The organism is Geobacillus sp. C56-T2, from assembly GCF_007829715.1.
GTDB lineage: Bacteria > Bacillota > Bacilli > Bacillales > Anoxybacillaceae > Geobacillus > Geobacillus icigianus.
Map to the genome: position 1 here is coordinate 634,918 of NZ_VJWB01000001.1, position 13,863 is coordinate 648,780.

17 protein-coding genes are annotated in these 13,863 nt (G+C 53.8%); 13 read left to right on the forward strand and 4 right to left on the reverse strand.

Annotated features, from left to right (window positions below; translation table 11 throughout):
• Positions 1-12 precede the first annotated feature (12 nt).
• The 4 genes from GC56T2_RS03245 to GC56T2_RS03260 all read left to right on the forward strand — a co-directional run bounded on the left by GC56T2_RS03245 (position 13) and on the right by GC56T2_RS03260 (position 2,265).
• Positions 13-144, forward strand: a complete 132-nt coding sequence (locus GC56T2_RS03245) for a phosphohydrolase (protein WP_255516000.1) — start codon at positions 13-15, stop codon at positions 142-144.
• Positions 145-250: 106 nt separating this feature from the next.
• Positions 251-436 (forward strand): sporulation YhaL family protein, encoded by a 186-nt coding sequence (locus tag GC56T2_RS03250; RefSeq protein WP_144973019.1) that lies wholly within the window; start codon positions 251-253, stop codon positions 434-436.
• Between the two features lie 127 nt (positions 437-563).
• Complete coding sequence (gene serC, locus GC56T2_RS03255; protein WP_144977004.1) at positions 564-1,646, forward strand: 3-phosphoserine/phosphohydroxythreonine transaminase; 1,083 nt, start codon at positions 564-566, stop codon at positions 1,644-1,646.
• Between the two features lie 94 nt (positions 1,647-1,740).
• Entirely contained in the window at positions 1,741-2,265 is a 525-nt protein-coding gene (locus GC56T2_RS03260) for a tryptophan transporter (protein WP_033020173.1), read from the forward strand.
• 399 nt (positions 2,266-2,664) lie between these two features.
• Here the strand turns inward: GC56T2_RS03260 and yhzF are convergent, their stop codons facing one another.
• Positions 2,665-2,853: a membrane protein YhzF gene (yhzF, locus tag GC56T2_RS18435; protein WP_144973021.1), complete on the reverse strand. Its 189-nt coding sequence runs from the start codon at positions 2,851-2,853 to the stop codon at positions 2,665-2,667.
• Positions 2,854-3,008: 155 nt separating this feature from the next.
• Here yhzF and GC56T2_RS03270 point away from each other — a divergent pair, with 155 nt between their 5' ends.
• A complete protein-coding gene (locus GC56T2_RS03270; protein ID WP_172706258.1) occupies positions 3,009-3,614 on the forward strand; it encodes an HTH-type transcriptional regulator Hpr in 606 nt (201 codons plus the stop codon).
• Here GC56T2_RS03270 and GC56T2_RS03275 read toward each other — a convergent pair.
• A complete protein-coding gene (locus tag GC56T2_RS03275; RefSeq protein WP_033019625.1) occupies positions 3,607-3,948 on the reverse strand; it encodes a YhaI family protein in 342 nt (113 codons plus the stop codon). The two genes, GC56T2_RS03270 and GC56T2_RS03275, sit on opposite strands and share 8 nt — an antisense overlap.
• Positions 3,949-4,132: 184 nt before the next feature.
• On the opposite strand from GC56T2_RS03275, the gene GC56T2_RS03280 reads away from it, so the two are divergent.
• Positions 4,133-4,318 carry a hypothetical protein gene (locus GC56T2_RS03280; protein WP_033019628.1) on the forward strand — a complete coding sequence of 62 codons (186 nt, stop codon included), beginning with the start codon at positions 4,133-4,135 and terminating at the stop codon, positions 4,316-4,318.
• A 79-nt stretch (positions 4,319-4,397) separates the two neighbouring features.
• On the opposite strand, the gene GC56T2_RS03285 is transcribed toward GC56T2_RS03280, so the two are convergent.
• The gene (locus GC56T2_RS03285; RefSeq protein ID WP_081897173.1) at positions 4,398-4,493 is read right to left on the reverse strand and encodes a YjcZ family sporulation protein; all 96 of its coding nucleotides are present in this window, start codon (positions 4,491-4,493) and stop codon (positions 4,398-4,400) included.
• Positions 4,494-4,723: 230 nt separating this feature from the next.
• Here GC56T2_RS03285 and GC56T2_RS03290 point away from each other — a divergent pair, with 230 nt between their 5' ends.
• Entirely contained in the window at positions 4,724-5,566 is an 843-nt protein-coding gene (locus GC56T2_RS03290) for a peptidylprolyl isomerase (protein WP_144977007.1), read from the forward strand.
• A 57-nt stretch (positions 5,567-5,623) separates the two neighbouring features.
• Here the strand turns inward: GC56T2_RS03290 and GC56T2_RS03295 are convergent, their stop codons facing one another.
• On the reverse strand, positions 5,624-6,046 hold the full coding sequence (locus GC56T2_RS03295; RefSeq protein ID WP_033019631.1) for an HIT family protein: 423 nt from the start codon (positions 6,044-6,046) through the stop codon (positions 5,624-5,626).
• 458 nt (positions 6,047-6,504) lie between these two features.
• Here GC56T2_RS03295 and GC56T2_RS03300 point away from each other — a divergent pair, with 458 nt between their 5' ends.
• The 6 genes from GC56T2_RS03300 (at position 6,505) to hemY (ending at position 13,796) form a co-directional block, all read left to right on the forward strand.
• On the forward strand, positions 6,505-7,242 hold the full coding sequence (locus GC56T2_RS03300) for an ABC transporter ATP-binding protein (RefSeq protein ID WP_144973025.1): 738 nt from the start codon (positions 6,505-6,507) through the stop codon (positions 7,240-7,242).
• A 3-nt stretch (positions 7,243-7,245) separates the two neighbouring features.
• The gene (locus tag GC56T2_RS03305) at positions 7,246-8,439 is read left to right on the forward strand and encodes an ABC transporter permease (protein ID WP_255516001.1); all 1,194 of its coding nucleotides are present in this window, start codon (positions 7,246-7,248) and stop codon (positions 8,437-8,439) included.
• Between the two features lie 313 nt (positions 8,440-8,752).
• Positions 8,753-10,153, forward strand: coding sequence for a hypothetical protein (locus GC56T2_RS03310; RefSeq protein WP_144973027.1), 1,401 nt, complete (start codon positions 8,753-8,755; stop codon positions 10,151-10,153).
• Positions 10,154-10,357: 204 nt separating this feature from the next.
• Positions 10,358-11,395: a uroporphyrinogen decarboxylase gene (gene hemE, locus GC56T2_RS03315; protein WP_144973029.1), complete on the forward strand. Its 1,038-nt coding sequence runs from the start codon at positions 10,358-10,360 to the stop codon at positions 11,393-11,395.
• A gap of 15 nt (positions 11,396-11,410) precedes the next feature.
• On the forward strand, positions 11,411-12,361 hold the full coding sequence (hemH, locus tag GC56T2_RS03320) for a ferrochelatase (RefSeq protein ID WP_144973031.1): 951 nt from the start codon (positions 11,411-11,413) through the stop codon (positions 12,359-12,361).
• The gene (gene hemY, locus GC56T2_RS03325) at positions 12,354-13,796 is read left to right on the forward strand and encodes a protoporphyrinogen oxidase (RefSeq protein ID WP_144973033.1); all 1,443 of its coding nucleotides are present in this window, start codon (positions 12,354-12,356) and stop codon (positions 13,794-13,796) included. Before hemH ends, hemY begins: the two co-directional genes overlap by 8 nt.
• Positions 13,797-13,863: the final 67 nt, after the last annotated feature.

Consider the following 13,863-nt stretch of genomic DNA (forward strand, 5'->3'; position numbering starts at 1 on the left):
CGCAAAGGAGGGATGAGTTTGATCGAACCGATCATCGAAATCGTCCCCGTCACCCAATACGAGCAAGCGAAAGAAGAGCTGAAAGAGCTGCAACGGCAATGGAGGAAAGCAAAGCAGAAAAAGAAAAAGCGAAACGAAGCATAAGCGTTGTCCCAACCAAAGAGGCGGCATGTCCGCCTCTTTTTATGCATATGACCGCTCCTTTGTGCGTATAGTTTAGTGAGACAAGCATACGAAAAGGGGGATGGAGATGCTTAGCCTGCCATGGTGGGTGTATATCGTGGTGGCCGGCATTCTGTTCAGCGGCTATATGACCGTAAAAACAGCGGCGCGCGAACGGGAAATGGACGAAGCGTTCATTGAAAAAGAAGGGGAAGTTTATATGGAACGCATCCGCCAAGAGCGAGAGCGGCGGAAGCAGGCCAAGTCCTTGTGATCGACAAGGGCTTTCTTTTTTTATGATGTTGAAAGCGCTTTTTTCGAAAAATTCCCTTTCTTTTTTTTCGAATCGTGTTAGGATAATAATATCGATGGACTACTAGGAGGCAAAGTGAGGGATGACGATGAAACGCGCATACAACTTCAACGCCGGCCCGTCAGCGCTGCCGCTGCCGGTGCTTGAACGGGCTCAGCGGGAGCTGCTCAACTTCCAAGACACCGGCATGTCGGTGATGGAGTTAAGCCACCGAAGCAAGGAATATGAGGCGGTTCACCAAGCGGCAAGCGAACGGCTCAAGCGTCTTCTTGACGTTCCGGACGACTATGATGTGCTATTTTTGCAAGGCGGGGCGAGCCTGCAATTTTCGATGGTGCCGATGAATTTCCTCGCCGAAGGGCAAATCGGCTGCTACGTGTTAACGGGCGCGTGGTCGGAAAAAGCGCTGAAAGAGGCGCAAAAAATCGGGGCAACGACAGTCGTCGCCTCAAGCAAGGACGCCAACTATACGTACATTCCTTCATTGGATGAAGTCAAGTGGCCCAAACAGGCCGCCTATGTCCATATTACGTCCAACAACACGATTTTCGGCACGCAATGGCGGGAATTTCCTGATGTGCCCGTTGATTTGATCGCCGATATGTCGAGCGATATTTTGAGCCGGCCGTTTGATGTCAGCAAATTTGCCTTGATTTACGCCGGGGCGCAAAAAAATCTCGGCCCTTCCGGCGTGACGGTCGTCATCCTTCGTCGCGATCTGCTCGATCGCATTCCCGACGGGCTGCCGACGATGCTCGATTACCGCACGCACCAGAAGAGCCGCTCCCTTTACAACACGCCGCCGACGTTTGCGATTTATATGTTGTCGCTCGTGCTCGAATGGGTCGAAGAACAAGGCGGCGTCCCAGCGATGGAAGCGCGCAGCCGGCAAAAAGCGGCCGTGCTGTATGACGCCATTGACGAAAGCGGCGGCTTTTATCAACCGCATGCAGAAAAAGGAAGCCGTTCGCTCATGAACGTCACGTTTACGCTTCCGAGCGAAGAGTTGACGAACACGTTTCTCGCCGAAGCGAAGGAGCGCGGGTTTATCGGCCTTGGCGGACATCGGTCGGTCGGCGGCTGTCGGGCGTCGATTTACAACGCGGTGCCGCTCGAGGCGTGCGAGGCGCTTGCCTCGTTTATGAACGACTTCCGCCGCCGTTTTGCCTGAAAATTTCTTCTTCACTTTTACACAGCAAAGTGATATAATGATAGAAACATTCTCAAGCAGGAAAATAGACGAGGAGAGATGAGGAGAGATGAGCATGAACGTAAGAACATTAGTATCGATGGCGCTGTTAGTTGGAATCGGGGCCGTCCTGCACGCGGTCATTCCCGGGCTGTTTGCCGGCATGAAGCCGGACATGATGCTGGCGATGATGTTTTTGGCAATTTTGTTGTTTCCAAGCGCCAAAGCCGTCGGCCTTGTCGGCGTCGCCACCGGCTTCATTTCCGCCATGACAACAACGTTCCCGGGCGGACAGCTTCCGAATATCATCGATAAAATCATCACCGCCTTTGTCGTTTTCGCCTTGGTGGCGGTGCTTCGGAACTATCGTCAAACGGTGATCGGGGCTGTCGTGCTGGCGGCGGTCGGCACCGTCATCTCCGGGACCGTGTTTTTGACGGCGGCGCTGTTGCTTGTCGGGTTGCCGGGAGGAACGGCGTTCTCGGCGCTGTTTGTCGCCGTTGTGCTGCCGACCGCGGCGTTGAATGCGGCGGCGATGGCCATCGTCTATCCGATCGCCGCGGCCATCTTCCGGCGGATGAACGTGACAGCGCACGTGTGAGCGGCAAAAAACCCGATCATCGTTGGTCGGGTTTTTTGCTATATAAGTTGCGAGTTTGTTTTCCATGGCATTGTTCGCTCTTTTTGTCACCGCGCCAGCTTTAGAAGGCTGGTGAAAAACCGCTGTCACACACCAATCGGCGGCATTTTCATTCAGAAAAGATCCATGGGCAGCGCGATCTGCTCTCCACCCGGGGATGAAAATCCGCGCCAGCGCGGCGTTTTCATTCAGATAAAGAAAGCTGATTCTGCGAGGTTTCTCTCATTGAGAAATGGGTGGAACTCGAGCGGTATTTTGCACGAAATCACCGGCCTTCTAGGTGATCAAGACGCGACATGGAGATCGCAAATTCTTGATATCTGCTGAACAAACGGCGATAGAAGACGGTGAGAACGAAGCTCAAACATAGCGAAGCAACCAAGCCATGAGCAGACAAGCGCACGCTATTCCAATATAGCGCATCGCCTGCTCTTTCAACAGCGCTTTTGGCGGGTACGCCCGCGCTTTCCATAGCGAGACAAACGTGTTTATAAAGAGACAGAAAAATAAGAACCCCGTTGCGAAAAGGAGCCATTGTATATACGTCATTGCCTTCTCCCCCTGTGTGCGGCCAATGCCTCAAGCTTTACTACTATGAATATGCAAAAAAAGTCATAAAAATAAATATTTTTGTCTTTATTCCTTTTTGTTTTATTGATATAATAGGTAATAAAAAATACGGTGAGGGAAGAGTGGGTGGAACGATGAAAGGGACAGAACAGCATTATTCCGTCAAAGAGGCGATGCTATTCAGCCAACGGATCGCCCAGCTGAGCAAAGCGCTGTGGAAGTCGATTGAGAAAGACTGGCAACAGTGGATTAAGCCGTTTGATTTGAACATCAACGAGCATCACATTTTGTGGATCGCTTATCACTTTAAGGGCGCTTCGATTTCCGAAATCGCCAAGTTTGGTGTGATGCACGTATCGACCGCGTTTAATTTTTCTAAAAAACTGGAAGAGAAGGGGCTGCTTTCGTTCTCGAAAAAACAGGATGACAAGCGCAACACCTACGTTGAGCTGACGGAAAAGGGCGAAGAAGTGCTGATGAGACTGATGGAGACGTATGATCCGAGCAAAAATGCCGTCTTTAACGGAGCGCTGCCGCTGCGAGAATTGTACGGGAAGTTTCCAGAAATTTTAGAAATGATGTGCATCGTCCGCCACATTTACGGCGACGACTTTATGGAAATTTTTGAGCGAGCGTTCGAAAACATTAAAGAAGATTTTGAGGAGCAGGACGGCAGGCTCGTCAAACGTAAGGCAAAAGCGGAAGAGCGTGAGAAGGAGCTGGCCGGCCAAGCTAACTGACGGCGCGAATGAGCGCTTTCAGCTCCGTCATCAGCGGCACAAACAGTTGCTGGGTGAGCAGAGCGTCAACCGTTTGTTCGAGCGGGAGGTTGGGAGGCAGCATCCCTGCGAACTGGACGAGCAAGGGAGTGAAGATCGTTAATCCTTCCGCTTTCTGCTGTTCGTATTGGTCGGCAAGCTCTTGGCAAAAGGCCAAGAACGCGTCGACCTCTTCTTTCGTTAAGTCGGCGCGGATGACCAAGGCGTAAAACGGTTTTTTCGCTTCGTCGACCATTTCCATCAACAGTGACTGGTGAAACTCCAGCTTGGCCACTCGCTTTTCCAACGATTCCATACATCGCGCTCCTTTGACAGACATCAACGTACGCTTGTTTATCTTCATTTTACCGGATTTGCGCGCACGGACCAACCAAAAAATCCGTCTGCCCGCGAAGCAGAAAACGATTGATTTCGGGCGGCGAACGATGTAAAGTTAAAGCCATGGGCGGCGTTTGGCGAAAAAGAAAGGGGGATTCGCTTTGACGCTTGATTATTATTTTCTCCCTCTTGCAGTCATCGTTTTGTTTTTCGTGAACCGGTTCACCTATTTGCTGTGCGCGCAGCGCGACATTCCCGAGGAGCAGCAGCCGGCCGTGTTTCGGACGATCAATGTGCTGACCACCATGTTACTGATTTCCTCATATTTGGAAGTATTGTTTACATAACCAAACGGCTGTTTCTGCGACTGACAGGGGGGAACGTACAGAAAGAGGGTGCCCGAGCGGGAGAGCACCCTCTTTTTGCTTAGTAGATGACGCAGGCGCAGCCGACGATAATGAGCAAAATAAACAGCACAACAATTAACGCAAAGCCTCCAGCGTAAGGTGCAGGTGCGCTCATCGTAACACCTCCTTTCGGCAGGGGGAGCCCGCCGCGGCGCTTCACCCTCATCATATGTATGGCAAACGGGCATGTTATGGGCGGATGACGGAGCCGGAAAGAGGTTTTTTTTTCTTTGGAAATATGGTATAGTAATTGTCGTGGCTAAAGCGAACAAGCCGTTTCGCCTGCTGCGGGGCTCGAACAGCCAAGGCGAAAGGCGGAAAAATGAAATGGGAGTTGTGAAGCGGATGAAAAAGTGGATGATGGCGGCCGCCGTCGTTTCGGTCATGGCTTTATCGGCCTGCAATAACGGCGGTTCTGAGGCGGTCGTGGAGACGAAAAACGGCAATATTACGAAAGACGAATTTTACAATGAAATGAAAGAACGCGTTGGGAAATCCGTCCTCCGCGATTTAATCGACGAAAAAGTATTGAGCAAAAAATACAAAGTAACCGATGAGGAAATTGATCGGGAAATCGAGCGGATTAAAGACGCTTATGGCACACAGTACGATCTAGCCGTGCAACAAAACGGCGAAAAAGTGATCCGTGAGATGGTCAAACTTGACTTGCTGCGGGCCAAAGCGGCTGTGGCAGATGTGAAAGTGACGGAGAAAGAGTTGAAGGACTATTACAACAACTATAAGCCGAAAATCCGCGCCAGCCATATTTTAGTGAAAGATGAAAAAACGGCGAAAGAAGTGAAAGCCAAACTAGACAAAGGCGAAGATTTTGCCAAACTGGCGAAAGAATACTCGCAAGACCCGGGATCAGCGTCAAACGGTGGCGATTTAGGCTGGTTTGGCCCGGGGAAAATGGTGAAGGAATTCGAGGAAGCGGCCTACAAGCTTGATGTCGGCGAAGTGAGCGACCCGGTCAAAACGGATTACGGCTATCACATCATTAAAGTGACGGATAAAGAGAAGAAAAAATCATTTGCCGAGATGAAAGACGAAATCGCCTTTGAAGTGAAGCGAAGCAAGCTCGATCCGTCGACGATGCAGTCGAAAGTCGATGAGTTGGTAAAAGAGGCTGATGTCGAGATTAAAGATAAAGACTTGCAAGACGTGATCGAACAAGGGAAGAAATAAAAAACGGAAGCCGCGTGTTGCTTCCGTTTTTTTTGTGCGCCACAGCCGGCAGAAAAATCAGCCGAGCTGCTCGCGAATGGCGGCGGCGATCGTCTGCAAATCGGCAGGAGTGTAATCGCTTGCGTGCGATTTCCAAACCGCCCCAAATCCGTCGCCTTTGCCGTAGCGCGGAATGAGATGGAGATGGTAATGAAACACCGTCTGGCCCGCTTGCTCGCCGTTATTGTTCAACACGTTGAGCCCGACGGGGGAAAATGCGTGCTTGAGCGCGTTGGCGATCGCCGGCACGACGCTGAACAAACGGCCAGCGACGTCCGAAGTGAGCGTAAATACGTTTTCCGTATGTACTTTCGGAATAACCAGCGTATGCCCTTTCGTCACTTGACTGATGTCCAAAAAGGCGAGCACGTGTTCATCTTCATACACTTTCGCCGCCGGCAGCTCGCCGTTCACAATGCGGCAAAAAATGCAATTGTCCACTGGAATGGCCCCCTTTCCTTTTCCCTCATTGTACCATAAAAAAACCGGGATGTAATCCCGTGAAAACGGCTACATCCCGGCTGTGAAAAGGGGAGAGGGAAATCGGTCCGATGTGCGTTTGATGAACACCCCATTTGCGGCGAAAGTCGTGTCAGCGTGAGCGTTTTCCTTTGTTCAACGTGACCATCCCCTTTGAGAGGGTCGCTGCCATTTGCATTTGGCAACAGGCAGTCATGGCTGCAAAACGGTCACCATCGTTTTCGGCTCACTGCGGTGTCTTTGACGAACACCCCATTTCTTATGGATCGATTCATCTACGTTTGGCTTCGCCTCATCCCCTCTTCGTTTTTTATCATGTCCGAAAGCTGGGGATGTATGCGGGGGTTTTTTTGGTAAACAAGGCGGTTGTTTGGTACAATGGGGACAAAAGCCATGATCACAGCAGAAAGGGAGAAACGATGGCGCTTTTGCAAGTGGAGCATTTATACGGAGGCTATACAGCGCAAAACGTATTGGAAGATGTGACGTTTGCCGTCAAGCCCGGCGAAATGGTTGCCTTAATCGGGCTGAACGGGGCTGGCAAAAGCACGACGATCAAACATGTGATCGGTTTGCTCGATCCGCGCCGCGGCGCTATTTCCATCAACGGTTATACGCTCGAAGCCGAGCCGGAAGCGTATCGAAAACAGTTTGCGTTTATTCCGGAAACTCCGGTGCTGTATGAAGAGTTGACGCTTGAAGAGCATTTGCGTCTCGCGGCGATGGCGTACGGGCTGAACGAGGACGAGTATGAGCGCCGCCTTCCGCCCTTGCTTCGCGAGTTCCGGCTCGAGCGCCGGCTTTCCTCGTTCCCGGCGCACTTTTCCAAAGGAATGAAGCAAAAAGTGATGATCGTTTGCGCGTTTTTGCTTGAGCCGCCGCTGTACATTATCGACGAGCCGTTTCTCGGCCTCGACCCGCTTGCCATTCACGCGCTGCTTGAACGGATGAAGCGGGAAAAGGCGAAGGGAGCGGGCATTTTGTTGTCGACACACATTTTGGCGACCGCCGAGCGATATTGTGATTCGTTTGTGATTTTGCATCAAGGCCGCGTGCGGGCGAAAGGGACGCTTGACGACATCCGCCGCCAATGCGGACGGAACGAGGCGACGCTCGATGAGCTGTATATCGAATTGACAAAGGATGATGAATCATGATGGATGCCGGCCGGCTTTGGCGGCAGCGGGTATGGGCCGATTGGAAAAAAAAAGGGTCGCTATTGGCGGTACATGTTGAACAGCCATTTGCTCGTCGGCTTGCTGATCGTTTTGGCGGGCTTGGCCGTGGGGTATGAGCGTTGGGCGGCGGGACTTCCGCGCTCGTTTCCGTATCCGCTCATCGCCGCCGTGGTGTTTGGATGGGCGGCTTCGTCCGGAACGGTGCGCACGCTGTTTTGCGAGGCCGATCTTGTGTTTTTGCTTCCAGCGGAACGGCAGCTGCGCCCGTATATTCAACGGGCGTTTTGGTTTTCTTTAGTCTGGCACGTTTACGGCCTCTGTCTGCTGTTGTTGCTGGCTGGACCTCTTCATGCCCGTTTTTCGCCGCTGCCTTGGCCGCTGTTTTTGCTCATCCTCACGGGGCTGAAACTATGGAATTTGTGGGTTGCCTGGAGAGGAAGTCGAATCGCTGATCCGTCTTTTGGGCGCTGGAGTGCGTTTGTCCGCTTCAGCTTGGCGGCGGCAGTGATCGGTCTTGTGCTGGCGTCAGCGCCGTGGCCGTTTTTGGCGGCGGTCGCTTTGTGTATCGTCGGTGTTTCTGTCTACGTATGGCGGCTGACGAAGGGAAAAGGGTGGAAGTGGGAGCGGCTCATTCGTGACGAACAGCGGGCGAAAAACAAATTTTACCGCTTGGCCAGTATGTTTGTCGATGTTCCCGGATGGCAGGAGGAAGCGAAGCGGCGGCGCTGGCTTGATCCGGCGCTTCGCCTCATTCCGTACGGGAGGGCGCACGTCTTTTTTCACTTATACGTGCGCACGTTCTTCCGCGCTGGCGGATATGCCGGTTTGTATATCCGTCTAACCGCGATCGGTGGCGTCCTTCTTGCGTTCATCGGAAACGAATACGCCCAAGCGGCCATCGTGTATTTGTTTCTTTATGCGACCGCGCTGCAATTGGCGGCGCTGTTTTATCGTCATCGCCATTCGCTATGGCCGCGGCTTTATCCCGTCCCATCGACCCAGCCAGCCGCGGCGGCGGTTCGGTTGTTGTTTGTTTTGTTGCTTGGACAAAACACCGTGTTTCACCTTGTGCTCGCCGCCGTTTCGCCGCGCGGGCTTTGGGTGGCGACTTGGTTTGTGGGAACCATCATCGCGTTGTGGGCGGCGAGGCGGCACGCGGCTCCCAAGCGGGCTTGACGCCATCCGCTGGCGTTTTTGGCGCTGGCGGCGGCTTGTCTGTTTGGTTCATCACTAGTACTTGACAGACGGCACACTTCCCTCAACAAGTGTAGGCAAAACATGATTCGTTTTCTGTTTTTTCTTGGCTGCATGAGTAAGCGATGTGACGAAAAATGAAGGACAACTTTTGCTGAACAGCTGTCTGTTTTTCCATCCGTCCTTTTGGTCCCTTTTCACACCTTGATTCCCGCTTCATATGCTGTAGTACACCAGCCCGGATGGGGAATGAGCCCATTAGGCTGGAAGCAAGGAGGAAAGGGGATCAAGGTTGATGGGGACGGAGCTTGTTGCGCTGCACTGGATTTACTTGCTGTTTATTTTGCTCATTATTGGGTTCATGGTCGCCCGCAAAGATACGACGCTCGTTTGCATCGCTGGCATTTTTCTGTTGGCGGCGGTCGCCACCCATTCACTGAGCGCGGCAGTCAGCGGGGTGTTTAACAGTTTTATTTACGCGATTACGGAATTGCTGCCAACGATTTTGGTCATTTCCGTTATTGTGGCGATGAGTAAAGTGCTGGCCGTGACCGGCATCAACGATGTGATGGTGTCGCCGTTTGTCCGGCTCATTCGGACGCCGGCTTGGGCGTACTGGACGATCGGCGTGTTGATGATGGTCATTTCTTGGTTTTTCTGGCCGTCGCCGGCGGTGGCTTTAATGGGAGCGGTGCTGCTGCCGGCAGCCGTCCGCGTCGGACTTCCGGCCATCGGGGCGGCCATGGCCATGAATTTGTTCGGGCATGGCATCGCTCTTTCTGGTGATTTTATCATTCAAGGTGCCCCGAAACTGACGGCGGATGCGGCCGGATTGCCGGTGGGCGAAGTGATTGCCGCCAGTGTGCCGCTCGTTTTTGTCATGGGAGTGGTCACGACCGCCACGGCGTTTTATTTGTTGCGCCGTGATATGAAGCAAGGGCGCTTGGCGAGCGGGGAGGCAGAAATCGCCGCTGCCACTGATGCGGCGCTCGAGAAAACGGGAGGGCTGCTGGCTGAGCCGACGAAAAAATGGCTGGCGTTGTTGATTCCGTTGTTGTTTGGTTTTGACGTCATCGCCATGTTCTATTTGCGTTTGCAAGGCGGCGAGGCAACCGCCTTAGTCGGCGGAACGGCCATTTTTATCTTGATTCTCATTTCCGTTTTCGCCCACCGTCAGGAAAGTTTTTCTGAAGTGACCAACTATTTTATCGAAGGATTTCAATTCGGTTTTAAAGTGTTTGGACCGGTTATTCCGATTGCCGCCTTTTTCTATCTTGGCGATGCCGGCTTCACGAAAATGATCGGCGACTATTTGCCGCAGTCGTCACACGGCATTGTCAACGATTTAGGGGTCGCCTTGGCCCACGCCGTGCCGCTGAACGGTGAGATCGGGGCGGTCACGCTCACTGTCGTCGGGGCGATTACCGGCCTTGACGGTTCCGGGTTTTCCGGCATCTCGCTCGCCGGCTCGATCGCGCACTTGTTTTCGGTGGCGATTGGCGGCGGAGCGGCGACATTAACCGCGCTCGGCCAAGTCGCGGCCATTTGGGTTGGCGGTGGTACGCTCGTTCCGTGGGCGCTCATTCCGGCCGCCGCGATTTGCGGCGTCGATCCGTTTGAGCTGGCGCGCCGCAACTTGCTGCCGGTTGCTATCGGTTTGGCGATCACGACCGTTGTCGCCATGGTTCTCATCTAATGAAAAACGCTGTCCCGTGCTGTCGGGACAGCTTTTTGTTATAATAGGCACAGGTTGAAAAATCGGTCGATTTTTTGACAGTTCGTTTCCTTCTCTATACATTGGACATCGAAAGCGGTATAGTGAAAAAGAGATACGCAATGCGAATGGGCAAAAACGATAAGGAACGGCTGATTGGACTGGGTGAAAGAAAGGCGGATGAAGATGACGAGACGAATGAACGATACATTTTTGCGCGCCTGCCGCGGCGAAAAAACGGCCTATGTGCCGGTTTGGTATATGCGGCAAGCTGGACGATCGCAACCGGAATACCGGGCGCTGAAAGAAAAGTACTCCTTGTTTGAGATTACGCACCAGCCGGAGCTTTGCGCTTATGTCACCAGGCTGCCGGTGGAGCAATATGGCGTCGATGCTGCCATTTTATATAAAGACATTATGACACCGCTGCCGGCCATCGGTGTGGACGTGGAAATTCGCGGCGGCGTTGGTCCCGTCATTTCCAACCCGATCCGCTCGCTTCATGATGTGGAGCGGCTTGGAGAGATCGACCCGGAGCGCGATGTGCCATACGTCTTGGAAACGATTCGGCTACTTGTCAACGAACAGCTTGATGTGCCGCTGATCGGCTTTGCCGGCGCGCCGTTTACGCTCGCCAGCTACATGATTGAAGGCGGCCCATCGAAAAACTACCATAAAACGAAGGCGTTTATGTACGCGGAACCAAACGCGTGGTTTGCCTTGATGGACAAGCTGGCGGCGATGACGATCCGCTATGTGAAAGCGCAAATTCGAGCCGGGGCGAGCGCCGTGCAAATTTTCGACTCTTGGGTCGGGGCGGTCAATGCGGATGACTACCGCACGTTCATCAAACCGGCGATGGCGCGCATTTTTGCCGCTTTGCGCGAAGAAGGGGTGCCGCTCATCATGTTTGGCGTCGGCGCCAGCCATTTGGTGCACGAGTGGAATGATTTGCCACTGGATGTCATCGGTCTTGACTGGCGGCTGTCGATTCGCGACGCGCGTCGTCAAGGGGTGACGAAAGCGATTCAAGGCAATTTGGATCCGGCCGTGCTGCTCGCGCCGTGGGATGTGATTGAAGAGCGGGTGAAGCGCATTTTGGACGAAGGAATGGAGCGGCCAGGCTATGTCTTCAACTTAGGACACGGCATTTTTCCAGATGTTGAGCCGGCGACATTGAAGCGGCTGACCGCTTTTATCCATGACTATACTTCACGGAACTAAAAGAGGTGCAATACGATGGCAAACAAAACGATTGGACTGTTGGTGATGGCGTACGGCACGCCGTATCAAGAAAGCGATATCGAACGGTATTATACGCACATTCGCCATGGGCGCAAGCCGCCTCAGGAACAGATCGATGATTTAAAGGCGCGCTATCGGGCGATCGGCGGGCTGTCGCCGCTCGCCGCCATTACAGAGGCGCAAGCGAAACGGCTGGAAGAGCGGCTGAACGAGATGCAGGATGATGTCGAGTTTCGCGTGTATTTGGGTCTCAAACATATTGAACCGTTCATCGAGGATGCCGTCAGGCGCATGCATGAGGACGGCATCAGCGAAGCGGTCGGCATCGTCTTGGCCCCACATTATTCAACCTTTAGCGTTCGCTCGTACAACGAGCGGGCGAAACAAACAGCCGAGCAGCTGGGCGGGCCGACGATTTATACGATTGATCAATGGTATGACGAACCGAAGTTTTTGCAATATTGGGCCGAGCAAGTGAAGGCGATTTTTGCGGCCATGCCGGAGCATGAGCGCGAGCGGGCCGTACTGATCGTATCCGCCCATAGCTTGCCGGAGAAAATCATTCAAGCCGGCGATCCGTATCCTGCGCAGCTTGAAGACACGGCCAAACGCATCGCCGAGCAAGCCGGGGTCGCCCATTACGCCGTCGGCTGGCAAAGCGCCGGACAAACGCCGGAACCTTGGCTCGGTCCGGATGTGCAGGATTTGACGCGCGAGCTTCATCAAACTTACGGTTATACTTCATTCGTCTATGCACCGGTCGGCTTTGTTTCCGACCACTTGGAAGTATTGTACGATAATGACATTGAATGCAAACAGGTGACCGAGGAAATCGGAGCCCGCTATTATCGTCCGAAAATGCCAAATACCGATCCGCTATTTATCGACGCGTTGGCGACGGTCGTGCTCAATCGGCTGGCCAAAGAAGGCGATCGCGATGAGTGATGGGCAACGGACGGTGGTCATTGTCGGCGGCGGCATTACCGGCCTGGCCGCCGCCTACTACTTGCAAAAAGCGATCAAAAACCAACGTCTCCCGCTGACGTGCAAGCTCGTCGAAGCGACGCACCGGCTCGGCGGAAAAGTGCAGACGGTCATTCGCGATGGCTTTGTCATCGAGCGCGGGCCGGATTCGTTTTTGGCGCGGAAAACAAGCGCGTTCCGCTTGGTGCAAGAGGTCGGGCTTGAGCGCGAGATCGTTCATAATGCGACGGGAACGTCGTATATTTTAGTCAATGACAAACTGTATCCGATCCCAGGTGGGGCGGTGATGGGCATTCCGACGCGCCTCGCCCCGTTTTTGACGACCGGTTTGTTTTCTCCGTTCGGCAAGCTGCGCGCGGCGCTTGATTTCGTGCTGCCGCCGGTGAAAACCGAGGGCGATATGCCGCTCGGCCACTTTTTCCGCCGCCGTTTAGGCGACGAAGTGGTCGACCATTTGATCGAGCCGCTGCTATCGGGGATTTATGCCGGCGACATCGACAACATGAGCTTAATGGCGACATTCCCACAATTTTTCCAACTTGAACAAAAATACGGGAGCCTCGTTCGCGGAGCGAGACGGACGACGCCGAAGGAGCAGAGAGAGCGAAAAGGGGCGTTTCAGACGTTAAAAACGGGCTTGCAATCGCTCGTTGAAGAAGTGGAAAAACGGCTCGAGCCGGGCAGTGTCATCAAAGGGGTGCGCGTTGAGCGGATCACCCGCCTCGGCTCGACGTACCGGCTGCGGTTGAGCACGGGCGAAACGTGGGAGGCGGGCAGCGTCATCGTCACCACCCCGCATCACACGGTGCCGGATCTGTTCGCCGACTACCCGTTTTTTGCCCCGTTCCGGTCAGTGCCGCTCACATCGGTGGCAACGGTCGCGCTCGCCTTTCCGGAAAAAGCGATTCGTCGGGACATTGACGGCACCGGGTTTGTCGTTTCGCGCCGCAGCGATTACACGCTGACCGCATGCACGTGGACGCATAAAAAATGGCCGCATACTGCGCCCCCCGGCCAGGCGCTTTTGCGCGGCTATGTCGGACGGCCGGGCGACGAAGAGATCGTCGATCAGCCCGATGATGAAATCGTTCGCGTTGTGCTCGATGATTTAAACAAAGTGATGAACATCGACGGCCCGCCGCAGTTTGCCGTCATTTCGCGGTGGAAGCGGGCGATGCCGCAGTATACGGTCGGTCATCGCGAGCGGTTGGCGGACATTAAAGCGCAGATGGCCGCCGCGCTGCCGGGGGTGTTTTTAGCAGGCAGTTCCTATGAGGGGCTCGGGCTGCCCGATTGCATTGACCAAGCGGAGAAGGCCGTCCGCGATGTGCTTGAGTATTGGGGAAAACAGCAGTCCGTTCAAATGATGGAAGCGGGGAGCAAACGCGCTGAGTAATCGAAGGCCGGGGCCGAACGGTTTAGGGAGGGGCGCTGTTTTCTCACTTTGAACCGAGAAGCCTTCG